The sequence below is a fragment of the Pseudomonas sp. S44 genome (assembly GCF_016624805.1).
Taxonomy (GTDB): Bacteria; Pseudomonadota; Gammaproteobacteria; order Pseudomonadales; family Pseudomonadaceae; genus Aquipseudomonas; species Aquipseudomonas machongensis.
The window spans coordinates 1-25,889 of record NZ_JACVTY010000050.1; the positions used below are offsets into that span (position 1 = coordinate 1).

Annotated in this window: 21 protein-coding genes; 15 read left to right on the forward strand and 6 right to left on the reverse strand. The window is 63.6% G+C overall.

Features of this window, described 5'->3' with window-relative positions; translation table 11 throughout:
- Positions 1-79 precede the first annotated feature (79 nt).
- Entirely contained in the window at positions 80-1,108 is a 1,029-nt protein-coding gene (locus tag IAE40_RS24465) for an amino acid ABC transporter substrate-binding protein (protein ID WP_200604008.1), read from the reverse strand.
- A 336-nt stretch (positions 1,109-1,444) separates the two neighbouring features.
- Here IAE40_RS24465 and IAE40_RS24470 point away from each other — a divergent pair, with 336 nt between their 5' ends.
- Positions 1,445-2,101, forward strand: coding sequence for an alpha/beta hydrolase (locus IAE40_RS24470; protein ID WP_197893502.1), 657 nt, complete (start codon positions 1,445-1,447; stop codon positions 2,099-2,101).
- A 114-nt stretch (positions 2,102-2,215) separates the two neighbouring features.
- The gene (rhlB, locus tag IAE40_RS24475; protein ID WP_200604009.1) at positions 2,216-3,673 is read left to right on the forward strand and encodes an ATP-dependent RNA helicase RhlB; all 1,458 of its coding nucleotides are present in this window, start codon (positions 2,216-2,218) and stop codon (positions 3,671-3,673) included.
- A 159-nt stretch (positions 3,674-3,832) separates the two neighbouring features.
- On the opposite strand, the gene moaE is transcribed toward rhlB, so the two are convergent.
- The 5 genes from moaE to IAE40_RS24500 form a co-directional block, all read right to left on the reverse strand.
- Positions 3,833-4,279 carry a molybdopterin synthase catalytic subunit MoaE gene (moaE, locus tag IAE40_RS24480; protein ID WP_065864156.1) on the reverse strand — a complete coding sequence of 149 codons (447 nt, stop codon included), beginning with the start codon at positions 4,277-4,279 and terminating at the stop codon, positions 3,833-3,835.
- A gap of 2 nt (positions 4,280-4,281) precedes the next feature.
- Positions 4,282-4,527 (reverse strand): MoaD/ThiS family protein, encoded by a 246-nt coding sequence (locus tag IAE40_RS24485; RefSeq protein WP_063546029.1) that lies wholly within the window; start codon positions 4,525-4,527, stop codon positions 4,282-4,284.
- Positions 4,527-4,997, reverse strand: a complete 471-nt coding sequence (gene moaC, locus IAE40_RS24490; RefSeq protein WP_054894923.1) for a cyclic pyranopterin monophosphate synthase MoaC — start codon at positions 4,995-4,997, stop codon at positions 4,527-4,529. The genes IAE40_RS24485 and moaC overlap by 1 nt, the downstream gene beginning before the upstream one ends.
- A gap of 151 nt (positions 4,998-5,148) precedes the next feature.
- Complete coding sequence (locus IAE40_RS24495) at positions 5,149-6,543, reverse strand: PhoH family protein (protein ID WP_153773206.1); 1,395 nt, start codon at positions 6,541-6,543, stop codon at positions 5,149-5,151.
- Between the two features lie 293 nt (positions 6,544-6,836).
- Positions 6,837-7,964, reverse strand: coding sequence for a polysaccharide deacetylase family protein (locus tag IAE40_RS24500; protein WP_200604010.1), 1,128 nt, complete (start codon positions 7,962-7,964; stop codon positions 6,837-6,839).
- Positions 7,965-8,098: 134 nt separating this feature from the next.
- Here IAE40_RS24500 and yaaA point away from each other — a divergent pair, with 134 nt between their 5' ends.
- From yaaA to IAE40_RS24565, 13 genes are all read left to right on the forward strand, one after another.
- A complete protein-coding gene (gene yaaA, locus IAE40_RS24505) occupies positions 8,099-8,878 on the forward strand; it encodes a peroxide stress protein YaaA (RefSeq protein ID WP_200604011.1) in 780 nt (259 codons plus the stop codon).
- Between the two features lie 766 nt (positions 8,879-9,644).
- A complete protein-coding gene (locus IAE40_RS24510; RefSeq protein ID WP_065864153.1) occupies positions 9,645-10,961 on the forward strand; it encodes a nucleotide sugar dehydrogenase in 1,317 nt (438 codons plus the stop codon).
- 62 nt (positions 10,962-11,023) lie between these two features.
- The gene (locus IAE40_RS24515) at positions 11,024-12,505 is read left to right on the forward strand and encodes a glycosyltransferase family 2 protein (protein WP_172964813.1); all 1,482 of its coding nucleotides are present in this window, start codon (positions 11,024-11,026) and stop codon (positions 12,503-12,505) included.
- Positions 12,506-12,541: 36 nt separating this feature from the next.
- Positions 12,542-13,708, forward strand: coding sequence for an alginate biosynthesis protein Alg44 (locus IAE40_RS24520; protein WP_054894917.1), 1,167 nt, complete (start codon positions 12,542-12,544; stop codon positions 13,706-13,708).
- Between the two features lie 13 nt (positions 13,709-13,721).
- Positions 13,722-15,233 (forward strand): alginate biosynthesis TPR repeat lipoprotein AlgK, encoded by a 1,512-nt coding sequence (algK, locus tag IAE40_RS24525; protein WP_200604012.1) that lies wholly within the window; start codon positions 13,722-13,724, stop codon positions 15,231-15,233.
- Positions 15,230-16,708, forward strand: coding sequence for an alginate export family protein (locus tag IAE40_RS24530; RefSeq protein ID WP_200604013.1), 1,479 nt, complete (start codon positions 15,230-15,232; stop codon positions 16,706-16,708). The genes algK and IAE40_RS24530 overlap by 4 nt, the downstream gene beginning before the upstream one ends.
- An 18-nt stretch (positions 16,709-16,726) precedes the next feature.
- Positions 16,727-18,286, forward strand: a complete 1,560-nt coding sequence (gene algG / locus IAE40_RS24535; RefSeq protein ID WP_054894914.1) for a mannuronan 5-epimerase AlgG — start codon at positions 16,727-16,729, stop codon at positions 18,284-18,286.
- 13 nt (positions 18,287-18,299) lie between these two features.
- The gene (locus IAE40_RS24540; protein ID WP_151925181.1) at positions 18,300-19,745 is read left to right on the forward strand and encodes an alginate O-acetyltransferase; all 1,446 of its coding nucleotides are present in this window, start codon (positions 18,300-18,302) and stop codon (positions 19,743-19,745) included.
- A 7-nt stretch (positions 19,746-19,752) separates the two neighbouring features.
- Entirely contained in the window at positions 19,753-20,856 is a 1,104-nt protein-coding gene (locus IAE40_RS24545; RefSeq protein ID WP_200604014.1) for a mannuronate-specific alginate lyase, read from the forward strand.
- 177 nt (positions 20,857-21,033) lie between these two features.
- Positions 21,034-22,494, forward strand: a complete 1,461-nt coding sequence (locus IAE40_RS24550; protein ID WP_063546038.1) for an MBOAT family O-acyltransferase — start codon at positions 21,034-21,036, stop codon at positions 22,492-22,494.
- Positions 22,495-22,504: 10 nt separating this feature from the next.
- A complete protein-coding gene (locus tag IAE40_RS24555; RefSeq protein WP_197893484.1) occupies positions 22,505-23,662 on the forward strand; it encodes an alginate O-acetyltransferase in 1,158 nt (385 codons plus the stop codon).
- 17 nt (positions 23,663-23,679) lie between these two features.
- The gene (locus IAE40_RS24560; RefSeq protein WP_200604015.1) at positions 23,680-24,327 is read left to right on the forward strand and encodes an alginate O-acetyltransferase AlgF; all 648 of its coding nucleotides are present in this window, start codon (positions 23,680-23,682) and stop codon (positions 24,325-24,327) included.
- Positions 24,328-24,362: 35 nt separating this feature from the next.
- The gene (locus IAE40_RS24565) at positions 24,363-25,817 is read left to right on the forward strand and encodes a mannose-1-phosphate guanylyltransferase/mannose-6-phosphate isomerase (protein ID WP_054894908.1); all 1,455 of its coding nucleotides are present in this window, start codon (positions 24,363-24,365) and stop codon (positions 25,815-25,817) included.
- Positions 25,818-25,889 lie beyond the last annotated feature (72 nt).

A 25,889-nucleotide genomic window follows, 5' to 3' on the forward strand; every position in this document is an offset into this window, starting at 1 on the left:
CGCTGGGCGTGCCGCCCGCCCCCGGGGGGGGGGGGGGGGGGGGGGGGGGCGGCCCGCCGGCGGGGGGGGGGGACAGCCATCAGCGCACAGGCGGTGCGTACTGGATGCCGCCGTTGTTCCACAGGGCATTCAAGCCGCGGTCGATTTCCAGCGGGGTGCTCTTGCCCAGGTTCTTCTCGAACACTTCACCGTAGTTGCCGACTTGCTTGACGATCTTCACCACCCAGTCCTTGGGCAGCTTCAGGTCCTTGCCGTACTCGCCGTCGGCACCCAGCAGGCGGGCGACGTCAGGGTTCTTGGTGGATTTGGCTTCGGCCTCGACGTTCTTCGAAGTCACGCCTGCTTCTTCGGCGTTGAGCATGGCGTAGAGGGTCCACTTGACGATGCTGAACCACTCCTCGTCGCCTTTACGCACGACCGGGCCCAGAGGCTCCTTGGAGATGGTTTCCGGCAGCACCACGTACTCGGTGGGAGCCGCCAGCTTGGAGCGCTGTGCGTAGAGCTGCGACTTGTCGGAGGTCAGCACGTCGCAACGACCGGACTCCAGCGACTTGGCGCTCTCGTCGGAGGTGTCGAAGGTGATCGGCGTGTATTTCAGGCCATTGGCGCGGAAGTAGTCGGAGACGTTCAGCTCGGTGGTGGTACCGGCCTGGATGCAGATGGTCGCGCCATCGAGCTCCTTGGCGCTGGAAACGCCCAGCTTCTTGTTCACCAGGAAGCCCACGCCGTCATAGTAGGTGACACCGGCGAACACCAGGCCCATGCCAGCGTCACGCGAGCTGGTCCAGGTTGTGTTGCGCGACAGTACGTCGACTTCGCCGGACTGCAGCGCGGTGAAGCGCTCCTTGGCGTTGAGCTGGCTGAACTTGACCTTGGTGGCGTCGCCGAACACGGCGGCAGCCACGGCGCGGCAGACGTCGGCGTCGATGCCGACGATCTTGCCCTGGGCGTCAGGGACGGAGAAGCCCGGGAGGCCGTCGCTCACGCCACACTGGACGAAGCCCTTTTTCTGTACCGCATCGAGGGTGGCGCCAGCCTGAGCGGCGCCCACGGTGCCCAGGGTGGCGGCAGCGGTCAGGACTGCCAGCGTGGTTTTAAACATCTTCATCAACAACCTCCAAATGCTCTTGTTGTACCGAGCCGGAATTGCACCGCACCCTTATGAGGCGCATCCGACCCTTGTTGGCTTGTTTTTGGGTCAATTGGCGCAATGGGCTGTTCTGTGACAGCCTTTCATCCACGTGGGCGGGTGTTACCGTTCAGGTCCCCGTCCATCGCATCGGTACGAACGTAGCAAAGCGCGTACCATAGTTGCCGCCTTAAGCGTTTAAGCATGCGTCAAGGGGGTAAAGTTGTAGAGTTGCGACATCTTTTTATGGCACTAACCACCAGCGCCTTCTTTTTACGCACTCAATAAGTTCTTACGCACTTTTTCGGAGCAGTCATGACCAACCCGCTGATTCTCGAACCCCAGAAGACCGCCGACGCCTGTGTGATCTGGTTGCACGGCCTGGGGGCCGACCGTTACGACTTCCTACCGGTGGCCGAATTCATGCAGGAACGTCTGCAAAGCACCCGTTTCATCATGCCCCAGGCGCCGACCCGCCCAGTCACCATCAACGGCGGCTATGCCATGCCGAGCTGGTACGACATCAAGGCCATGACCCCGGCCCGGGCCATCGACGAGGCGCAACTTGAAGAATCGGCCGACCAGGTCATCGAGCTGATCAAGGCCGAGCAGGCCAAGGGCATCAACCTGTCGAGGATCATCCTCGCCGGATTTTCCCAGGGCGGCGCCGTAGTGCTGCATACCGCCTATATAAAGTGGCAGGAAGCGCTCGGAGGGGTGATCGCCCTGTCCACCTACGCCCCGACCTTCAACGAAAGCCACCAGGTCAGCGCTTGCCAGCAACGTACCCCGGCCCTGTGCCTGCACGGTGTGCATGACCCGGTGGTGATCCCGTCGATGGGCCGCACGGCCTTCGAGTACCTGAACACCTGGGGCGTGGCCGCGCGCTGGCACGAATACCCCATGGAACACGAGGTGGTGGTCGAGGAGCTGAGCGATATCCACGACTGGCTGGCCAAGTGCCTGCTGTAAATCGACGTGCGCCTGTAGCCGTCGGCGCATTGGACTACACCCGGTACTACGCCGAGCCTGGATCTTGCATTACACTGCCCGGCGTACATTCCTTAACCAGTTGACGAGACGACCGTGCTCAAGGCACTCAAGAAAATATTCGGCAAGGGAGACGCCGCCCCACAGGCCGTCGCGCCCGCTGCCCCCGTGATTGCACCCACGCCTCAGCCTGCACCGGCCCGGCCCCCGAAACCGCCAAGAGCGAAGTCTGCGCCGCGCAGCCAGCCCGAACCTGTGGCCAAGGCTGAAGCCGCGCCTGTCGAGCCGCCCCGGGAAAAACCCCGCCGTGAGCGCAAACCCAAGCCCCAGGCCAGCCTGTGGAAGCCCGAGGACTTCGTGGTCGAGCCTCAGGAAGGCAAGACCCGCTTCCACGACTTCAAGCTCTCCAACGAGCTGATGCATGCCATCCACGACCTGGGCTTCCCCTACTGCACGCCGATCCAGGCCCAGGTCCTGGGTTACACCCTGCGTGGCCAGGATGCCATCGGCCGGGCCCAGACCGGCACCGGCAAGACGGCGGCGTTCCTGATCTCGATCATCTCGCAGCTGCAGCAGACCCCGCCGCCCAAGGAACGCTACATGGGCGAGCCGCGTGCCCTGATCATCGCCCCGACCCGCGAACTGGTGGTGCAGATCGCCAAGGACGCCGAGGCCCTGACCAAGTACAGCGGGCTGAACGTGATGAGCTTCGTCGGCGGCATGGAGTACGACAAGCAGCTCAAGGCCCTGGAAAAGCGCTACTGCGACATCCTGGTCGCCACCCCGGGCCGCCTGCTGGACTTCCAGCAACGCGGCGAAGTGCACCTGGACATGGTCGAGGTGATGGTGCTGGACGAAGCCGACCGCATGCTCGACATGGGCTTCATCCCACAGGTACGCCAGATCATCCGCCAGACCCCGCCCAAGAGCGAACGCCAGACCCTGCTGTTCTCCGCCACCTTCACCGACGACGTCATGAACCTGGCCAAGCAGTGGACTACTGATCCGGCCATCGTCGAGATCGAGCCGGAGAACGTCGCCAGCGAGACGGTCGAGCAGCACGTCTATGCCGTGGCGGGCCGCGACAAGTACAAGCTGCTGTACAACCTGGTCACGCAGAACAAGTGGGAACGGGTGATGGTCTTCGCCAATCGCAAGGACGAGGTGCGGCGCATCGAGGAGAAGCTGGTGCGCGACGGCATCAATGCCGCCCAACTGTCGGGCGATGTGCCGCAGCACAAGCGCATCCGTACCCTGGAAAACTTCCGCGAAGGGCGCATCACCGTGCTGGTGGCCACCGACGTGGCCGGGCGCGGGATCCATATCGACGGTATCAGCCACGTGATCAACTTCACCCTGCCGGAAGACCCGGACGACTACGTGCACCGCATCGGCCGTACCGGCCGTGCAGGCACCAGTGGTGTGTCGATCAGTTTTGCCGGCGAGGATGACTCCTACCAGTTGCCGGCGATCGAGGAACTGCTGGGGCGCAAGATCAAGTGCGAGATGCCGCCGGATGAATTGCTCACGCCAGTGCCGCGCAAGCATCACTGATCGGTGCTGGATTCTTCGCGGGCAAGTCTAGTCGCCGCACCGCCGCTCCCACAGGTAATGTGCTGGACCTGAGGGCAGCGGGTACCTGTAGGAGCGGCGGTGCGGCGACCCGACTTGCCCGCGAACCGGGGCAACGCCCCGGCCATCAGACAGATGGTTCTACCAGCGCCCGGCAGCATCCTGGTCACTCTGCCTGCCTTCGACCCACCTCGGTCCTTCCTGAGTGTTCTCCTTCTTCCAGAACGGCGCCCGGGTCTTGAGATAGTCCATGATGAAGTTGCAGGCATCGAACGCGGCCTGCCGATGGGCACTGGCGACACCCACGAACACGATCGGCTCGCCCGGTTCCAGCGCACCGATGCGGTGCAGCACCTCGACCTTGAGCAACGGCCAGCGCTGCTCGGCCTCGACCACGATCTTGGCCAGGGCCTTCTCGGTCATGCCTGGGTAGTGCTCGAGAAACATCCCCGCCACCTCGCGACCGTCGTTGAAGTCGCGCACATAACCGACGAACCCCACCACCGCGCCCACGCCAACATTGGCAGCGTGCATGGCATTGACCTCGGCACCGGGGTCGAACGCCGCCTGCTGTACCCGTACGCCCATGCTCAACCTCCGGTCACCGGCGGGAAGAAGGCAAGCTCATCGCCGTCCTCGACCGGCTCATCGAGCCTGCACAGCTCCTCGTTACGCGCGCACATCAGGTTCTGCTCGGCCAGCACGGCGTAAACGCCCCCTCTGGCAACCAGCGCCTGGCGCACGTCGTCGAGTACCTTGAAATCCCCTTCCAGACGCTCGGCATCAACGCCAAGCAGCTCACGGTAACGGGCGAAATAGAGGGCCTTGATCTTCATCACCCCTCCACCTTGTAGTGGCCGCTCTTGCCGCCAAGCTTCTCCAGCAGGCGCACCTGCTCGATGACCATGCCCTTGTCCACGGCCTTGCACATGTCGTAGATCGTCAGCGCCGCGACGCTGGCGGCGGTCAGGGCCTCCATCTCGACACCGGTCTGCCCGGCCAGCTTGCAACGGGCAACGATATGCACCACATCTTCGCCTTCGGCAGCCAGCTCGACCTTGACGCTGGTGAGCATCAGCGGATGGCACAGCGGGATCAGGTCGCTGGTCTTCTTCGCCGCCTGGATACCTGCGATGCGCGCCACGGCGAACACATCGCCCTTGGGATGCTCGCCGTCGACGATCATCCGCAAGGTCTGCGGCAACATGCGCACCCGTGCCTCGGCGATCGCCTCGCGCGCAGTCACGGCTTTTTCAGTGACGTCGACCATGTTGGCACGCCCCTGGGAATCGAGATGAGTCAGCACTGCTCTGCTCCTGTGAAGGGAAAGCAGAGTGTAAACCTGTGGGTCAGCTTTGCGCAGGGGAATGTGTCGGCAGGCTCGGCCTCATCACAGGGCTCGCCCGCCCCCACAACCGTGTGGGAGCGGGCGAGCCTGCGTAATGAGCGATCCGGGTCTACAGGTGCGACTCGGCGTACTCGGCCAGTACCGAACGCGGCACACCCTGCAGGGTGATGTGCACGCCATGGGGGAAGTCCTTGAAGCGCTCGGTCAGGTAGGTCAGGCCCGAGCTGGTCGCGGACAGGTAGGGGGTGTCGATCTGCGCCAGGTTGCCCAGGCAGACCACCTTGGAGCCAGAGCCTGCACGGGTGATGATGGTCTTCATCTGGTGCGGGGTGAGGTTCTGGCATTCATCGATCAGGATCAGGCTCTGCTGGAAGCTGCGGCCACGGATGTAGTTCAGCGACTTGAACTGCAGCGGCACCCGTTCGAGGATGTACTCGACACTGCCGTGGGTGCTTTCGTCATCCATGTGCAACGCCTCGAGGTTGTCGGTGATGGCGCCCAGCCAGGGCTCCATTTTTTCCGCCTCGGTGCCCGGCAGGAAGCCGATCTCCTGGTCCAGCCCCTGCACACTGCGGGTGGCGATGATACGCCGGTAGCGCTTGCTGACCATGGTCTGCTCGATGGCTGCAGCCAATGCCAGGATGGTTTTGCCCGAGCCGGCCGCGCCGGTGAGATTGACCAGGTGGATGTCCGGATCGAGCAGGGCGAACAGCGCCAGGCTCTGGTGGATGTCGCGGGGCTTGAGGCCCCAGGCTTCCTGATGCAGCAGCGGCTCCTGGTGCAGGTCGAGCAATAGCAGCTCGTTCTCGCGAATGCCCTTGATCCAGCCGACGAAGCCCTGCTCGTCGATGATGAACTCATTGACGTGCACGGCCGGCAAGTTGTCGATCAGTTGTACGCGATGCCAGGTGCGGCCCCGTTCCTGGCGGGTGTCGACCTTGCTGACCCGGTCCCAGAAGGAGCCGGTGACCGAGTGGTAGCCCTTCGAGAGCAGGGACACATCGTCGACCAGTTGGTCGGTGCTGTAGTCCTCGGCGGCGATGCCACAAGCGCGCGCCTTCAGGCGCATGTTGATGTCTTTGGTGACCAGCACCACGTCCAGGTCAGCCCGCCTGGCACGCAGCTCCAGCAGTTGGTTGATGATGATGTTGTCGTTGAGGTTTTCCGGCAGCAACCGGTTCGGTTCGTTGCGCGGGCTCATCAGGATCGACAGGAAGCCCTTCGGCCCGCTCTTGCCACGCTGGATCGGTACCCCTTGTTCGACATCGCTGGGTGATGCATCGCCCAGGGTCTGGTCGATCAGGCGAATGGCCTGGCGGCATTCGGCGGCGATGGTCTGTTTACCGGTCTTGAGCTTGTCGAGTTCCTCCAGCACCGTCATCGGTATGGCGACGTGGTGCTCCTCGAAGTTGAGCAAAGCGTTGGGATCGTGAATCAGGACGTTGGTATCGAGCACATACAGGATTGGCTGGTTGGAGGAAGGGTTGCGTCCTTGGTCATCCATACTCGGTCACCTTATGTGAAAGCAGGACGGCACAGCTTCGCTGCACCGCAGAGTGACCGCCGTTCTCCCCGTATCCGCGTCGTTACGGGCGGGGAGCGCACCTGGCAAAGGAGGGCCTGGATGACGCCACCTGTGCTGCAGGAATCGGCTGTCTGATTCCTTCATACCGCAAAAGGCGTGACGGAAAAAAGACTTTTTACGCTCCGGTGAAGTTTATTTTGCCGAATGACGAACCGCGCTTGGCGATACGGTGACGGGGGACTACAGTCACTGTTGGACCCTGGATTTTCTAGCTAGCGCAGATGCGCGTATTCCATGCAATCCTGCCACCCGATCCCGCTCTGCGCCGTGTGCTGCAACAGCCATTCCAGGGCCGGCTGTGCCTTGGGCAGGGTGTCGTGGAACTGGATTACACCCTTGCGCCATAGCAGCATCAGGGTCATCACCCGCTGGGCCGACTGATCGGCATCCAGCGCGCCGTCGTCCTGGGCGTCGATGTCCCACAGTGACACCTGCAGCCCTTGCGCCGCCATGAACGCCTCGCCGTCGGCACGGCGCTGCCCATAGGGTGGGCGGAACAGCGGCACGTACTGCTCGGGCATCAGCCCCTGCACCTGCGCCTGGCTGCGCCGCAGGGAGTCCTGCCAGCCCTGCCACTGGGCGTGGGAGCGATACTCCCAGCCCTGAATCCCCACGCACTGTCCAGCGTAGAGCGCCGCGACATTGGCCCCCTGGGCCATGTCGCGGCGCTGCTGCACGCGGTTGCCCAGCACGAAGAACACTGCGCCCAGCTTTTGCCGGCGCAGGTAATCGTTGAGCAGGTCCGTGTTGCCGCCGACCGGGCCAGGGCCGCCGACGAACGTCAGCAGGAACATCCGGTCGTTGAGTTCATCGCCACTGCGCTCGCCATTCGACAGCCGCTCGATCTCGCTGCTGGTCTGTGGAAACAAGGCCGCCTTGCGCAATTGCTCGTCAAGGTAACGGACGTTGAATTGATGGCTGGGCTCGACCCATTCTTTGTAGAATTCGCCGACATCTGTAGCGAACGTAGCCGAACGCGTACGCAAATCCGCCATCGAATCCAGCGGATAGCAAAACGATGCATCCTGCTCGCAACTGAGCTGGGCCTGCTGGAAGTTTTCCCACAACCGCTGCCACATGCGCGCACGCACCGAACGGATCACCGCCAGGTTGATCTGCCGCAGCCCCAGGCGCGCCGCCAGAGCGCGCTCATCGAGCATCTCGCTTTCATGCAGCACCTGGGCGAAGGAGAGGATCTGCGCGCGCGATGCCACGTCGAACAGCACCGGGCTGTCGAGTTGCTCGGGCCAATGGCTGCGGTCGAAGCTGACGGAATTGGCTGGAGCGGCCTGCACAGCCAGGCTGAACAACCCGGCCAGCACGGCGAAGGCAATGCGCACGATCGGTTCTCCCTAAACGGATGATGCGCACTATAGCGCCTGCCCGGGCGATGGTCTGTGACTATCGTCACCATAGTTTGGCGTTGCCCTGCTGGCCCCGTAGAATCGTCGGCGACGATTTCAGGAGCCGACCCATGCTGACGGTGATTTCCCCCGCCAAGACCCTCGACTACGACACCCCACCGGTAACCCAGCGCCATACCCTGCCGCAGTACCTGGACGATTCGCAGACGTTGATCACCCAACTGCGCGAGCTGTCGCCGGCGCAGATCGCCGAGCTGATGCACCTGTCCGACAAGCTTGCCGGCCTCAACGCCGCGCGCTTCGGCAGCTGGACCCCAGACTTCACCCCCGCCAACGCCAAGCAGGCGCTGCTGGCGTTCAAGGGCGACGTATACACAGGCCTGGATGCCGAAACCCTTGGCGAGGACGACTTCAGCTATGCCCAGCAACACCTGCGCATGCTCTCGGGCCTCTATGGCCTGCTGCGACCGCTTGACCTGATGCAGCCCTATCGCCTGGAAATGGGCACCAAGCTCGCGAACGCACGCGGCAGGGACCTCTACGCCTTCTGGGGCACGCGCATCAGCGAATGGCTGAACCAGGCCCTGGCCGAACAAGGCGATGACCTGCTGCTGAACCTGGCCAGCAACGAGTACTTCAGCGCCGTGAAGAAGAATGCGCTGAATGCCCGCGTGATCAACGTCGACTTCAAGGACTTGAAGAACGGCCAGTACAAGATCATCAGCTTCTACGCCAAGAAGGCGCGTGGCCTGATGAGCCGCTTCGTGATCCAGGAGCGCATCAACGATCCCGAGCAGCTCAAGCGCTTCGACGTGCAAGGCTACTACTACAGCGCCGAACAATCGAAGCCCGACCACCTGGTGTTCCTGCGCGATCATCCAGCGGACTAGCCCTGCTTCCCAGTCTTGCAGGAGCACCCCAACCAGCGCGCTCCTGCAATCCCCGCCTCAAAAAAGCCAAATTACCGGCGCCAAAAAACAGGCAAGGCTGAGCTTATCGCCAAACGCCATAAGACCGTTCGTAGTTTTTTGACGAATTTTGAAAAAATTTTTCCGATACTGGCATATAACCATCTCATCTTGATTCCGCCCTTTATATATAGGGGCGAAACCCATCCGTGCTATCAGAATGAAAGTATTTCTCACTGAAAAAATATTTAGAAATCTTTCATCTGCCCTGAACGCACCTCGGAACTTCTCCCTTCGCAGATCGCTCATAGCACCCGTAACGAATCACGAGCGTGCAACGTGAGAGATGACTTACAGATGACAAGTGGCAGGTACTCACTACCTGCGCTGATAACTTCGACTACCGCTTCGGTATAACCAAGCGGTCTGTTCAAGCAGGAGAGCCGCGCCCCTTACTAATCGTCCTAGTGGTTGATTTCAAAGGATTTATTCACTTGAAAGAACAAGCACAGCAGCGCACCCGATAACGCGTTGCAATAAAGACGGCTGCATCTCAGGGCACGCCTTTTTATAACTGGCCTTTTACTGCCAACTTTGAGCGCAGCACTGTTTGCGCTCCGGATTCATTCATGCCTGCGTTCGGTGAAGTGTCAATTCGCCATGGATCCGTGCGCCCGTAAAAGCAGGTCAATCAACCCGGTCCGGTTCTTCGAAAGAGCCGGCGTGATAAACACACGAGGTGAATACGATGCGTATCAGCATCTTTGGTTTGGGTTACGTGGGTGCCGTCTGTGCAGGTTGCCTGTCGGCAAGGGGCCATGAAGTGATTGGTGTGGATGTGTCCACCACCAAGATCGACCTCATCAACCAGGGCAAGTCGCCAATCGTCGAGCCGGGTCTGGAGCAACTCCTGCAGCAAGGCATCGCCAATGGTCGCCTGCGTGGCACCACCGACTTCGCCGAGGCGATCCGCGCCAGCGACGTGTCGATGATCTGCGTCGGTACGCCAAGCAAGAAGAACGGCGACCTGGGCCTGGAATACATCGAATCGGTGTGCCGCGAGATCGGCTACGTGCTGCGCGACACCACCCGCCGCCACACCATCGTGGTACGCAGCACCGTGCTGCCGGGCACGGTGAAGAACGTGGTGATCCCGATCCTCGAAGACTGCTCCGGAAAGAAGGCCGGCGTCGATTTCGGCGTGGCGGTCAACCCCGAGTTCCTGCGTGAAAGTACCGCGATCAAGGACTACGACCAGCCTCCGATGACCGTCATCGGCGAACTGGACAGCGCCAGCGGCGACGTACTGCAGGCGATCTACGAAGAGCTCGACGCGCCGATCATCCGCAAGCCGATCGAAGTGGCCGAGATGATCAAGTACACCTGCAACGTCTGGCACGCCACCAAGGTGACCTTCGCCAACGAGATCGGCAACATCGCCAAGGCGGTCGGCGTCGATGGTCGCGAAGTGATGGACGTGGTCTGCCAGGACAAGGCCCTGAACCTGTCGCAGTACTACATGCGCCCAGGCTTCGCCTTCGGCGGTTCGTGCCTGCCCAAGGACGTGCGCGCCCTCACCTACCGTGCTGCCAGCCTCGATGTGAAGGCGCCGCTGCTCGACTCGCTGATGCGCAGCAACGAGTCGCAGGTGCAGAACGCCTTCGACATCATCGAAAGCCACGACAAGCGCAAGATCGCCCTGCTCGGCCTGAGCTTCAAGGCCGGCACCGACGACCTGCGCGAAAGCCCGCTGGTGGAACTGGCCGAGCGCCTGATCGGCAAGGGCTACGAGCTGAACATCTACGACCAGAACGTCGAGTACGCCCGTGTCCACGGCGCCAACAAGGACTACATCGAGTCGAAGATCCCGCATGTCTCGTCGCTGCTCAACGCCGACTTCCAGCAGGTGGTCGATGGCGCCGACATCATCATCCTCGGCAACCGCGACGAACAGTTCCGCGCCCTTGCCCAGCAGGCGCCGGAAGGCAAGCAGGTGATCGATCTGGTCGGCTTCATGAGCAAGCCCACCAGCACCCTCACCCGCACCGAAGGCATCTGCTGGTAAGCCAGCCCGACGCGGGGCCGGTCGGCCCCGCATTCTCCTGATTCTCGCGACGGATGCTGAACATGCAAAGGCTCCAGACAGTGCTGTTGCAGTGCGCCGGATGGCTGCTCTACATGAGCCTGCTCATGCTGATCGCCCTGGCCCTGCCCAGCGATATCTTCGATTCGCAGTCGAAGCACTTCATCTTCCTGGTCGGCGCAGTCGGCATCTGGCGCTACTCCATGGGCGCCACCCATTTCATCCGCGGCATGATCTTCCTGTACCTGGTCTACCCCTACCTGCGCCGCAAGGTGCAGAAGCTGGGCAAGGCAGCCGAACCGTCGCATGTGTACCTGATGGTCACCAGCTTTCGCATCGATGCGCTGACCACCGCCCAGGTGTACAGCTCGGTGATCCGCGAAGCGATCGAATGCGGCTATCCGACCACCGTGGTCTGCTCGCTGGTGGAGAAGTCCGACGAGCTGCTGGTCAAGAGCCTGTGGGCCAAGTACAACCCGCCCGAACACGTCGCCCTGGACTTCGTGCGCATCGCCGGTACCGGCAAGCGCGACGGCCTGGCCTACGGTTTTCGGGCCATCTCGCGGATGCTGCCGGACGAAAACGCCGTGGTTGCGGTGATCGACGGCGACACCGTGCTGGCCGAGGGCGTAGTTCGCAAGACCGTGCCCTGGTTCAAGCTCTACCCCAATGTCGGTGGCCTGACCACCAACGAATTCTGCGAAGTGCGCGGCGGCTACATCATGAGCGAGTGGCACAAGCTGCGCTTCGCCCAGCGCCACATCAACATGTGCTCGATGGCGCTGTCCAAGCGCGTGCTGACCATGACCGGGCGCATGTCGATGTTCCGCGCAAGCGTGGTCACCAACCCCGAGTTCATCGCCGACGTCGAAAGCGACTCGCTGATGCACTGGCGCCTGGGCCGCTTCAAGTTCCTCACCGGCGACGACAAGTCGAGCTGGTTCAGCCTGATGCGCCTGGGCTACGACACCTTCTACGTGCCGGACGCGGCGATCAACACGGTCGAGCATCCGCCGGAAAAGAGCTTCGTCAAGGCCAGCCGCAAGCTGATGTACCGCTGGTATGGCAACAACCTGCGGCAGAACTCCCGCGCCCTGGGCCTGGGCCTCAAGCGCCTGGGGCTGTTCACCAGCATCGTGCTGCTCGACCAGCGTGTGTCGATGTGGACCAGCCTGCTGGGCCTGACCGTGGCGGTGATCGCCAGCTTCAAGTTCGGCCTGCAGTTCCTGCTGGTGTACCTGCTGTGGATCGGCATCACCCGCCTGATCCTCACCATCATGCTGCTGTGCTCGGGCCACAGTGTCGGCCCGGCCTATCCGCTGATCCTCTATTACAACCAGATCGTCGGCGCGCTGATGAAGATCTACGTGTTCTTCCGCCTCGACAAGCAGTCCTGGACCCGCCAGCCGACTGCACTGAAACGTGACCTCGCCAGCTTTCAACAATGGTTCAACACCTGGTCCTCTCGGACCATGACCTTCTCGGCCGCCAGCATCTTCGTCGCTGTGCTGTTCATGGTCGTGTGAGCCCAACCCGGATCGATCCAACAGGAACAAATCGCCATGAATACCGCCGTGAACGTCAACGTCGTGCATGAGTCCGAAGCCCAGCGCCAGCACGCCCGGGTGCGCATCCCGGCCAAGCTGCGCTACCTGGACAGCGAGCGCCAGCCGCAGGATGTGAAGGTCGACGACCTCTCCGCCGGTGGTCTGTCGTTCCATGCCAAAAAAGCCCTTCCGGTCGGAGATGTCGTACGTGGTCGCCTGCAGTTCGTGGTCGACAACCTGGGGCTGTCGATGGACATCGAGTTCCTGGTGCGCTCCAGCGATCCGCAGAGCGGCCGCACCGGTGTCGAATTCCAGAACCTGGAACCGCGCGATATCGCCACCCTGCGCCACATCATCACCTCCCACCTGTCCGGCGAGCTGATCAGCGTCGGTGATGTGCTCAGTACCCTGCAGCGCGACAACTTCACCAAGGCGCGCAAGCAGAAGGACGCAGGCTCCGGCCTTTCGGCCTTCGGTCGCCTGCGTGCCGTCACCGTCACCCTGGGCGTGTTCGTGGTCGGCATCGCCGCCTTCGGTTTCGTCGCCAAATCGCTGTACGGCCTGTACTTCGTCAGCCACGCCGAGGCCGGTGTGGTCGCAGTACCGACCACCAACGTCACCATGCCCCGCGACGGCAGCATGCAGAGCCTGGTGGAAAACGGTGCGCAGGTGGTCAAGGGCGCGCCGCTGGCGACCTTCAACACCAGCATGCTCGACCTGCTCAAGGGCCATCTGGACGACTCGCAACTGGAGCCAGCCAAGGTCGAGGAACTGTTTGGCAAGCAGCTTTCCGGCACCCTCACCAGCCCTTGCGACTGCGTGGTCGCCCGCCAGCTGGTGGATGACGGCCAGTACGCCAGCAAGGGCCAGGTGGTCTACCAGTTGATCCCGCGCACCACCAACCCGATGGTCGAGGCGCGCTTCAGCTATCGCCAGTTCGACGAGGTCAAGCCCGGCACCCGGGTCAACTTCCAGATCGCCGGCGAAGACGAGGTGCGCACCGGTGTGATCGTCGGCAGCGCCAGCCTGGACAACGACAACCTGGCTTCGGACATTCGCGTGCAGATCAAGCCAGACGAGTCGCTGCCTGCAGAGCTGGCCGGCCGCCCGGCTTCGGTGAACAGCGACCGCGGTCCCTCGCTGAACTGGCTGATCGACAAGGCCGTGGCCCGCGGGCTCTGAGGGGGACAGGACGATGACGCCGAACAATTATCCCTGCGTCCCCGTGGGAGCGGACTTGCCCGCGAAGGGGCCAGCAGGCACACCTTCATCCCAGGTCCCGGCCATTCGCGGGCAAGCCCGCTCCCACAGGGCTCTCGGGCTCTGCGTCCTGGCCATCACCCTGGCCGGCTGCGTCGGTTTGCCTGACCAGCGCCTGGCCAACGAGGCCCTGAAGCGCGGCGACACCGCCACCGCCGAGGCCAACTACAAGGCACTTGCCGACCTGGGCTACAGCGACGCACAGGTCGGCCTGGCCGACATTCAGGTTGGCACCCGCGACCCGGCCCAGCTCAAGCAGGCCGAAGCCACCTACCGCGCCGCAGCCGCTACCTCACCACGTGCCCAGGCACGCCTGGGCCGCCTGCTGGTGGCCAAGCCCGACAGCACCCAGGCCGAACGCGAAGAGGCCGAAACCCTGCTCAAGCTCGCGGCCAGGCAAGGTGAGGGCAACACCCTGATCCCGCTGGCGATGCTCTACCTGCAATACCCGCAGAGCTTCCCGAACATCAACGCCCAGCAGCAGATCGACCAGTGGCGCGCCGCCGGCAACCCCGAGGCGGGCCTGGCCCAGGTGCTGCTGTACCGCACCCAAGGCACCTACGACCAGCACCTGGCCGAGGTGGAGCAGATCTGCAAGGCCGCGCTGAGCAGCACCGACATCTGCTACGTGGAGTTGGCCACCGTCTACCAGAAACGCGCCCAACCCGACCAGCAGGCCGCCCTGCTCGACCAGCTCAAGGCCGCCTATGCCCGCAATGCGGTGCCTGCCACACGGGTCGACAGCGTCGCCCGCGTGCTCGCCGACCGGAGCCTCGGCCAGACCGACGAGAAGACCGCCAAGGACCTGCTCGAACACGTCGCCCCGGCCAACCCGGCATCCTGGGTCAGCCTTGCGCAACTGCTCTACGACTTCCCTGAACTGGGCGACACCGACCAGCTGATGGCCTACATCGACAAGGGCCGCGAAGCCGAGCAGCCCCGCGCCGAACTGCTGCTGGGCCGCCTCTACTACGAAGGCAAGACCGTTCCGGCCGATGCCGTGAAGGCCGAGCAACACCTGCAGGCCGCCGCCGACGCCGGCGAAATCAGCGCCCACTACTACCTAGGCCAGCTCTACCGCCGCGGCTACCTGGGCCATGTCGAGCCGCAGAAAGCCGTCGACCACCTGCTCAGCGCGGCTCGTGGTGGCCAGCTCAGTGCCGACTACGCCCTGGCCCAGCTCTACAGCGAAGGCCACGGCATCCGCCAGAACACCGGCAACGCCTGGGTATTCGCCCAGCTTGCCCAGTCCAACCCGACGCCGCAGTCCAGCGAACTGCTGCAGCAACTCGACCAGCAACTCACGCCCGACCAGCGCAGCCAGGCCCAGCGCCTGCTGGAGCAGGAGAAGAAGGCGCGTGCCGGGATGCTCCAGGCCAGCAACAGCCCGCTGGCCCTGGACGCCCTGCAAGACGAGAAAGACGTAGACGCCGAGGACTCGCTATGACGCTCAATCCCTTCGTGAAAGCCGGCATCGGCCTGAGCTTCGCCCTGCTGTGGTCGCTGCCGACCCTGGCCGCGGAAACCGCAGTGAAGAACTTCGGCCTGGACGTGAAGATCACCGGCCAGTCCGAGGACGACCGTGACCTGGGCACCCGCTCCGGCGGCGACGTCAACGGCCTGGGCCTGGACCTGCGTCCCTGGGTGTATGGCGAGCGCGGCAACTGGAGCGCCTTCGCCATGGGCCAGGCGGTGACCGCCACCGACACCATCGAGACCGACACCCTGCGCCAGAACGACGACGGCACCGCCGTCGACACCGGCGACGACAGCCGCAAGCCGGACAAGAGCTACCTGGCCCTGCGCGAATTCTGGATCGGCTACAGCGGCTTCACGCCCTACCCCGGCGAGCAACTGCGCTTCGGCCGCCAGCGCCTGCGCAGCGACGACGGCATGTGGCGCGACACCAACATCGAGGCGCTGAACTGGAGCTTCGACACCACCCTGCTCAAGGCCGACCTCGGTGTCGCCCAACGCTTCAGCGAATACCGCACCGACCTCACCGAGCTGGCCCCAGAAGACAAGGACCGCACGCACATCTACGGCAACATCGCCACGCAGTGGACACCCGGCCACTGGGTCGGCCTGCGCGCCCACCATACCCATGACAGCGGCAGCCTGAAGAACCCCGGCGAGACCGTCGATGCCCTCGACAAGACCCGCACCGGCGACCTCACCTGGCTGGGCCTTGAGGCCAACAGCGACGCCTACAACTGGCGCAACGACCACACCGTCAACTACTGGGGCAGCGTCACCTGGCTGACCGGCAATCGCGACAGCCTCAGCAGCCAGCTGGTCGGCGAAGACCAGGTCGCCACCGGCAAACAGAGCGGCGACGTCAATGCCTGGGCCACCGACCTCGGTATCCGTCTGCGCCTCGACCCGCAGTGGCAGGTCGGCGCGGCCTACGCCCGTGGCAGCGGTGGTGGCGGCAGCGATGGCTCGAACAACTTCGAGCAGACCGGCCTTGAGAGCAACCGCTCCAACTTCACCGGCACCCGCTCGCGCGTGCACCGCTTCGGCGAGGCCTTCCGCGGCGAGCTGGGCAACCTGCAGGCCGCGACCCTGTTCGCCTCCTGGCAACTGCGCGACGACTACGACGCAAGCTTCATCTACCACAAGTTCTGGCGCGTCGATGGCAACCAGAACATCGGCTCCAGCGGCATCAACGCGGTGGTCAACGACGATGGCATCAACCGTCCGCTGATCAACGGCGAGAAGGACCTGGGCCAGGAGATGGACGTGGTGGTCACCAAGTACTTTAAGCAGGGCCTGCTGCCCGCCTCGCTGAGCCAGTCGATCGACGAGCCGTCGGCCCTGGTACGCCTGCGCGCCGGTGTGTTCAAGCCCGGCGATGCCTATGGCAAGGAAGCGGACTCGTACATGCACCGCGCCTTCGTCGACGTGATCTGGCGCTTCTGAGGCCGGGAGAGGACCGTTATGAACCTGCACCCGAACCTCCGCCACAGCCTGCTCGCCAGCGCCCTGCTGCTGGCCAGCGGCATGGCCGCCGCGGCCCAGCCGGCGGTGATCGCCAAGGAGCTGCAACAGGCCAAGACCTACACCGTCGCCAGCGCGCCGATCGAGCCGCTGCAGATGGATCCGCCCAAGCTGCCCGACCTCTCCGGCTACACCGCGCAGGCCGTGCAACAGAAGATAGACCGCCGCCACAAGGGCAAGGTCAGCGTGCGCCGCATGCTCCAGGAAGAGTCGCTCAAGGAATTCATCGGCGGCGACAACAAGGCCGCCGAGTGGGTCCAGCGCCAGCACGGCATCCCCCAGGCGATCTTCGTCGATGACGGGCATGTCGACCTGGTCGAACTGAGCAAGAAGGTGCCCGCCCAGTACCTGCGCGAAACCGCGCCGGGCGTGTATCTGGCGCGCCTGCCGATCGTGGTCGGGCGCAAGGGCGTGCTGGAGATCGACGGCAAGGTCAAGGAGCTGCGCCTGTCCCAGGAGGGCGGCTCGTTCATCGTCAATGACGGCAAGCTGTTCGTCAGCGATACCCAGGTCACCGGCTGGCGCGAGCAGGCCAACGGCCCGGCGACTTTCCGCTCGCCCAAGGAATTCCGCCCGTTCCTGCTCAGCTGGGGCGGCACCGAGACGTACATCGTCAACAGCAAGATGGCCAGCTTCGGCTATGCCAAGTCCAAGTCGTATGGCGTGAGCATCTCGCAGTACACCCCGAACATGGCCAAGCAGATGGGCCGCCCTGAACCGACCGGCTGGATCATCGGCTCGGAGTTCAGCGACATGTGGTACGGCTTCTACTGCTACGAGACCAGCGACTTCGTGGTCAAGGACTCGACCTACCGCGACAACATCGTCTACGGCATCGACCCGCACGACCGCTCGCACCGCCTGATCATTGCCGGCAACACCGTGTACGGCACCAAGAAGAAGCACGGGATCATCGTCTCGCGCGAGGTCAACGACAGCTGGATCATCAACAACAAGAGCTACGACAACAAGCTCTCGGGCGTGGTGATCGACCGTAACAGCGTCAACAACCTGATCGCCTACAACGAGATCTACCGCAACCACACCGACGGCATCACCCTCTACGAGAGCGGCGACAACCTGATCTGGGGCAACAAGCTGATCAACAACCGTCGCCACGGCATCCGCGTACGCAACAGCGTGAACATCCGCCTGTACGAAAACATCGCCATGGCCAACGGCCTGGTCGGGGTGTACGGGCACATCAAGGACCTCTCCGACACCGACCGCGACATCGCCCTCGACCCGTTCGACACCAAGGTGTCGCTGATCGTGGTCGGCGGCGAGCTGGCGGCCAACGGTTCCGGGCCCTTGTCGATCGACTCGCCGCTGTCGGTGGAGCTGTACAAGGTCTCCATGCTCGCCCCGCGCAAATCCAGCGGCATCAGCCTCAACGGCGTGCTCGGCGAGCGCCAGGACGAAATCCTCGACCTGCTGGTGCGCCAGCAGAAGGCCGTGCTGATCGACCCGGTCGAACGCCAGACCGAAATGATCGATTAAGGAAGCCCAGACCATGACCCCACACCTGATGAAACTGCTCGGCCTGTCCGCCGCCCTCCTGGCCATCAGCCAGGGCGTGCGCGCCGACGACGTGCAGCCACCGAGCTTCAGCGCCGAGCCGTGCTGCCAGCTGTGCCCCGAGGCCCACGACGCCAGCCGCTACACCACCCGCTACCAGCAGAACTTCACCACCCTGGTACAGGCCCAGGGCGACTGGCTGTTCCGTACCCGCGAAGACCTGCGCACCGAATTCGACACCACGCCCGGCGGCTACAAGCGTCTGCAGCAGGTGCACGATGCGTTCAAGAAACGCGGCGTGGAGCTGGTGGTGGTCTACCAGCCGACCCGTGGCCTGGTAAACCGCAACATGCTCAAGCCCGAAGAGAAGGCTGCCTTCGACTACCAGAAAGCCCTGCACAACTACCAGGCGATGCTGCAGCGCTTCGCCCGGATGGGCTACAACGTGCCCGACCTCTCGCCCCTGACCAACGAGCAGCTCGCCGCCGCCGACCAGGGCAAGGACTTCTACTTCCGCGGCGACCAGCACTGGACGCCCTACGGCGCCGAGCGCGCAGCGAAGATCGTGGCCGACACCGTGCACAAAATGCCGGCTTTCGAGGGTATTCCACGCAAGGAATTCGAAACCCGGAAATCCGGACGCATGGGCAAGACCGGCACCCTGCACAACGTCGCCGGACAACTGTGCGGCACCAGCTACGCGGTGCAGTACATGGACCAGTTCGCCACCGAACCCAAGGGGGGCGCCAGCGGCGGCGACGACCTGTTCGGCGATTCAGGCAACGCGCAGATCACCCTGGTTGGCACCAGCCACAGTGGCAAGAACTACAACTTCTCGGGCTTTCTGGAACAGTACATCGGCGCCGACGTACTCAACGTCGCCTTCCCCGGCGGCGGCCTGGAAGGCTCGATGATCCAGTACCTGGGCAGCGAGGAGTTCCACAAGAACCCGCCGAAGATCCTGATCTGGGAATTCTCGCCGCTGTACCGCCTGGACCAGGAAACCATCTGGCGGCAGATCCTCGGCCTGCTCGACGATGGCTGCGACGGCCGCCCGGCGCAAATGAGCGCCAGCACCACACTCAAGCCGGGCAAGAACGAGCTGATGGTCAACGGCAAGGGTGGCGTGATCAAGGACCTGGTCAACCGCAATCACCAACTCGACATCCGTTTCGAGGACACCTCGGTCAAGGTGCTGCAGGCCACCCTCTGGTACCTGAACGGGCGCCACGAGGACATCAAGATCGAAAAACCCGAGACCTCCGACACCGACGGACGCTTCGTCTTCCAGATGCGCGAGGACGAAGACTGGGCCAGCCAGAATCTGCTGGCCCTGGAAGTCCAGGGCCCGGAAAACGGCACCCAGAAAGTCGAGGCCAAGCTCTGCAAACGCAACAACTTCGCCGGCAGCGCGCGCAACACCGCGCAAGCCGGCCAGTGAGGCGAACATGACGACATTGAAGCGAACCTTCAGCCCCGCCCTGCTCGCGCTGGCCCTGTTCGGCGGTGCCGCGCAGGCTGCGCTGGTGCCCCCGCAGGGTTACTACGAGGGCATCGAGAAACTCAAGACCAGCGACGGCAACTTCAGCTGCGAAGCCGCGCCCAAGCCCTACACCGGCGCGCTGCAGTTTCGCAGCAAGTACGAGGGCTCGGACAAGGCTCGGGCAACGCTCAACGTCGCCTCTGAAAAAGCCTTCCGCGACTCCACCGCCGACATCACCACCCTGGAGAAGGGCGTCAGCAAGATGGTCGGCCAGTACATGCGCGACGGTCGCCCGGCCCAGCTCGATTGCGTGCTGACCTGGCTCGGCACCTGGGCGCGCGCCGATGCGCTGGAGTCCACCGATTTCAACCACACCGGCAAGTCCATGCGCAAATGGGCGCTGGGCAGCATGAGCGGCTCGTGGCTGCGCTTGAAGTTCTCCAAGTCCCAGCCACTGGCCGCGCACCAGGCCGAAGCCGAGCTGATCGAGAAGTGGCTCGCCAAGCTGGCGACACAGACCGTGCGCGACTGGAGCGACCTGCCGCTGGAGAAGATCAACAACCATAGCTACTGGGCGGCCTGGTCGGTGATGGCCACGGCAGTGGCCACCGATCGGCGCGACTTGTTCGACTGGGCAGTGAAGGAGTTCAAGGTCGGCGCCAACCAGATCGACGACCAAGGCTTCCTGCCCAACGAGATCAAACGTCGCCAGCGCGCGCTGGCCTACCACAACTACGCCCTGCCGCCGCTGGCGATGATCGCCAGCTTCGCCCAGGTCAATGGCGTGGACCTGCGCAAGGAAAACAACTTCGCCCTGCAGCGTCTGGGCGAAGGCGTGCTGGCCGGTGCCCGCGATCCGGTGCACTTCGCCGAGCGCGCCGGGGTCAAGCAGGACCTCAAGGACCTCAAGGTCGACAGCAAGTACGCCTGGCTCGAACCCTGGTGCGCGCTGTACCAGTGCGTCGGCGACACCCTCAAGCGCAAGCACGACATGCAGCCGTTCAACAGCTTCCGCATGGGCGGCGACATGACCCGGGTCTACGACCCGAGCGCGGAACAGAAGAAATAGTAGATCCCTGTGGGAGCGGGTTTACCCGCGAACAAGGGCGAAGCCCTTGCCAGGCACCGCGGTGTCTGCTTCGCGGGTAAACCCGCTCCCACAGGAACTAGGTTGCTCCCCAGCTACGCGTTGGGGGGTTTGGGGGGCGCTGTGCCCCGGATGCTGTGAACAAAAAGGAGAACCGGGATGGTCTTCTCGTCCAACGTGTTCCTGTTCCTGTTCTTGCCGGTTTTCCTCGGCTTGTACTACCTGAGCGGGAACCGCTATCGCAACCTGCTGTTGCTGGTGGCCAGCTACATCTTCTACGCCTGGTGGCGGGTAGACTTCCTGGCGCTGTTCGCAGGCGTCACCCTGTGGAATTACTGGATCGGTCTGAAAGTCGGCGCTGCCGGCGTGCGCACCAAGCCGGCCCAGCGCTGGCTGCTGCTGGGCGTGGGCGTGGACCTGGCGATCCTCGGCTACTTCAAGTACGCCAACTTCGGCGTCGACAGCCTCAACGCGATCATCAGCTCGTTCGGCCTTGAGCCGTTCATCCTCACCCACGTGCTGCTGCCGATCGGTATCTCGTTCTACATCTTCGAGTCGATCAGCTACATCATCGACGTGTACCGCGGCGACACCCCGGCCACGCGCAACCTGATCGACTTCGCCGCGTTCGTGGCGATCTTCCCGCACCTGATCGCCGGCCCCGTGCTGCGCTTCAAGGACCTGGTCGATCAGTTCAACAACCGCACCCACACCCTGGACAAGTTCTCCGAAGGCTGCACCCGCTTCATGCAGGGCTTCATCAAGAAAGTGTTCATCGCCGACACCCTGGCGGTGGTCGCCGACCACTGCTTCGCCCTGCAGAACCCCACCACCGGCGATGCCTGGCTGGGCGCGCTGGCCTACACCGCGCAGCTGTACTTCGACTTCTCCGGCTACAGCGACATGGCCATCGGCCTGGGCCTGATGATGGGCTTTCGCTTCATGGAGAACTTCAAGCAGCCCTACATCAGCCAGTCGATCACCGAGTTCTGGCGGCGCTGGCACATCAGCCTGTCGACCTGGCTGCGCGACTACCTGTACATCACCCTGGGCGGCAACCGCGGCGGCACCTTCGCCACCTACCGCAACCTGTTCCTGACCATGCTGCTGGGCGGCCTGTGGCACGGCGCCAACTTCACCTACATCATCTGGGGCGCCTGGCACGGCATGTGGCTGGCGATCGAACGCGCGCTGGGCATCGACACCAACCCGCAGCGCTTCAACCCGATCAAATGGGCCTTCACCTTCCTGCTGGTGGTCGTCGGCTGGGTGATCTTCCGCGCCGAAAACCTCGAAGTGGCCGGCCGCATGTACGGCGCCATGTTCAGCTTCGGCCAGTGGCAGCTGTCGGAACTCAACCGCGCCCAACTCACCGGCCTGCAGGTGGCCACGCTGATCGTCGCCTACCTGACCCTGGCGTTCTTCGGCCTGCGCGACTTCTACCGCAACGCAACGCCACCGGCCGCCCCGCGCATTCCGGCGCAAGTACATGGCGACGGCACGCTCAGCCTGGACTGGACCCGGGTCATGACCCGCGCCCTGGTGCTGCTGCTGTTCGTGGCCTCGATCCTCAAGCTTTCGGCGCAGAGCTACTCGCCGTTCCTGTACTTCCAGTTCTGAGGTGGATGACATGAACCGCACACTTCGCATCACCTATTCGCTGTCGTTCCTCGGTCTGCTGGTGGGCCTGGGCGCCTGGTCGGTCGGGGGCCTGGAGAGCTTCAACCGCACCGGGCAGATGACCCTGCTCGACGGCAAGCTGGCCAAGGCCGCCGAAACCCACTACGACGAACAGTTCCCGATCAAGCGCCTGGGCACCAACCTCTGGGCCGCACTGGACTTCAAGCTGTTCAACGAAGGCCGCCCCGGTGTGGTGCTGGGCCGCGACCAGTGGCTGTTCAGCGATGAGGAATTCAACCCCACCGCCAACGCCGACCAACTGATGCAGGACAACCTGGCGCTGATCCGCGGCGTGCGCGACACCCTGCAGCGCCAGAACATCGAGCTGGTACTGGCGATCGTGCCGGCCAAGGCACGGGTCTATGCCGAGTACCTGGGCAAGGAGACGCCCGCCAGCCTGCACGGCGAGCTGTTCAACCAGTTCCACGCCCAGGCGCGCCAGGCCAACGTGTTCGCCCCCGACCTGCTCGCCCCGCTGGAGCAGGCCAAGGCACGTGGCCAGGTATTCCTGCGCACCGACACGCACTGGACGCCAATGGGCGCCGAAGTGGTTGCCCAGTCCATCGCCGAAGGCGTCAAGCGCCAGCAACTGCTCGACGGCCAACCCCAGGCCTACATCACCGAGGCGGGCAAGACTGCGCCATACAAAGGTGACCTGACCAACTTCCTGCCGCTCGACCCGCTGTTCAGCAACCTGCTGCCAACCCCGGACAACCTGCAGCAGCGCACCACCCGCCCGGCGCAAGCCGAGGGCGACGACGGCGATGCGCTGTTCGCCGACAGCGCCATCCCGGTGGCACTGGTGGGCACCAGCTACAGCGCCAACCCGCACTGGAACTTCCTCGGCGCCCTGCAACAGGCGCTGCACAGCGACGTCGCCAACTATGCCGAGGACGGCCACGGCCCGCTGCTGCCGATGCTCAAGTACCTGCAGAGCGACGCCTTCAAGAACACCCCGCCACAGGTCGTGGTGTGGGAGTTCCCCGAGCGCTATCTGCCAATGAAGAACGACCTCAGCAGCTTCGATCCGCAGTGGATCGCGCAACTGAAGAACACCCGTAAATCCGAAGAAAACCTGGCCCTTTCGTCCAACCGGACGGACCACTGAAAGAGAGGAACACGCACATGACTCACAAGCCATCCATCGCCAAAGCCCTCACCCTCGCGGCCGGCCTTTCCCTGGCTTCGCTGCAGGCCTTCGCCGGCGCCGACGCCGCACTCTATGGCCCTAGCGCCCCGAAAGGCTCGACCTTCGTGCGCCTGTACAACGCAAGCTCCGCGCCCACCGCGGCCTCGGTCGGCAATACCCAGATCAAGCAGGTCGGTGCCCAGGCCAGCAGCGACTTCAGCTTCCTGCCTGGCGGCGACTACACCGCCCAGGTCGGCGGCAAGAGCGTGCCGGTCAAGCTGGCCTCGGACAAGTACTACACCCTGGTCAACAACAACGGCGGCAACCCGCAACTGATCGAGGAGCCGCCGTTCAAGAACAAGCAGAAAGCGCTGGTGCGCGTGCAGAACCTCAGCGACCAGTCGCTGACCCTCAAGACCGCCGACGGCAAGACCGAAGTGGTCAAGCCGGTGGCCGCCAAGGGTCGCGGCGAGCGCGAAATCAATCCGGTCAAGGTCAACCTGGCCCTGTTCGACGGCAACAAGAAAGTCAGCGACGTCAAACCCGTCGCCCTGGAGCGCGGCGAAGCGGCCGTGCTGTATGTCACCGGTTCCGGCAACAGCTTGTCGCCGGTGTGGGTAACTCGCCCCGTGGCTAACAACTGATCCCCCTGCCTCTAAACGACTATTGGAGAAACATGATGATCCCGGTAATTCTTTCTGGTGGTAGCGGTTCGCGTCTGTGGCCTCTGTCGCGCAAGCAGTTCCCCAAGCAGTTCCTGGCGTTGACCGGCGAACACACCCTGTTCCAGCAGACCCTCCAGCGCCTGGTGTTCGAGGGCATGGATACCCCCATCGTGGTCTGCAACAAGGACCACAAGTTCATCGTCCAGGAGCAGTTGGCGGGCCTGAAGCTCGAAACCCAGGCCATCCTCATGGAGCCCTTCGGGCGCAACACCGCGCCAGCGGTGGCAATGGCCGCCATGAAACTGGTCAACGAGGGCCGCGACGAGCTGATGCTGGTGCTGCCCGCCGACCACGTGATCGAGGACCAGAAAGCCCTGCAACGCGCCCTGGCCCTGGCCACGGTGGCGGCCGAGCGCGGCGAGATGGTGCTGTTCGGCGTACCGGCGACCAAGCCCGAGACCGGTTACGGCTACATCCGCTCCAGCCAGGACGCCCTGCTGCCAGAGGGTGTGGCGCGGGTCGCGCAGTTCGTCGAAAAGCCCGATGAGAAACGCGCCAACGAGTTCGTTCGTGCCGGCGGTTACTTCTGGAACAGCGGCATGTTCCTGTTCCGCGCCAGCCGCTTCCTCGAAGAGCTGAAAAAGCACGACCCCGACATCTACGACACCTGCCTGCTGGCCCTGGAGCGCAGCGACGAAGAAGCCGACGTGCTGAGCATCGACGAAGCCACCTTCGCCTGCTGCCCGGACAACTCCATCGACTACGCGGTGATGGAAAAGACCCAGCGCGCCTGCGTGGTGCCGCTGTCGGCCGGCTGGAGCGACGTGGGCTGCTGGTCGTCGCTGTGGGATGTGCACGAAAAGGACGACAACGGCAACGTCACCAAGGGCGACGTGGTGGTGCAGGACAGCCACAACTGCATGATCCACGGCAACGGCAAGCTGGTGTCGGTGATCGGCCTTGAGAACATCGTCGTGGTCGAGACCAAGGACGCGATGATGATTGCCCACAAGGACAAGGTCCAGGGCGTCAAGCAACTGGTCAACACCCTCGACCAGCAAGGCCGCAGCGAGACCCAGAACCACCTCGAGGTGTACCGTCCGTGGGGCTCCTACGACTCGGTGGACATGGGTGGACGCTTCCAGGTCAAGCACATCACCGTCAAGCCAGGCGCCAGCCTGTCGCTGCAGATGCACCACCACCGCGCCGAGCACTGGATCGTGGTCAGCGGCACCGCCGAGGTGACCTGCGACGAGAACGTGTTCCTGCTCACCGAGAACCAGTCGACCTACATCCCGATTGCCTCGGTGCACCGCCTGCGCAATCCGGGCAAGATCCCGCTGGAGATCATCGAAGTGCAGTCCGGGAGCTACCTGGGCGAGGATGATATCGAGCGCTTCGAGGATGTGTACGGGCGCACCTCTACGCCGGTCGAACGTGGGGTTTCGGTGAAGACCATCGCGCAGTAACGGCAGCGCTTTCATCGCGGAACAAATAGCAGCGGCGGGTGGCCGCCGGGACATGTACCCCCAGGGCGGTTT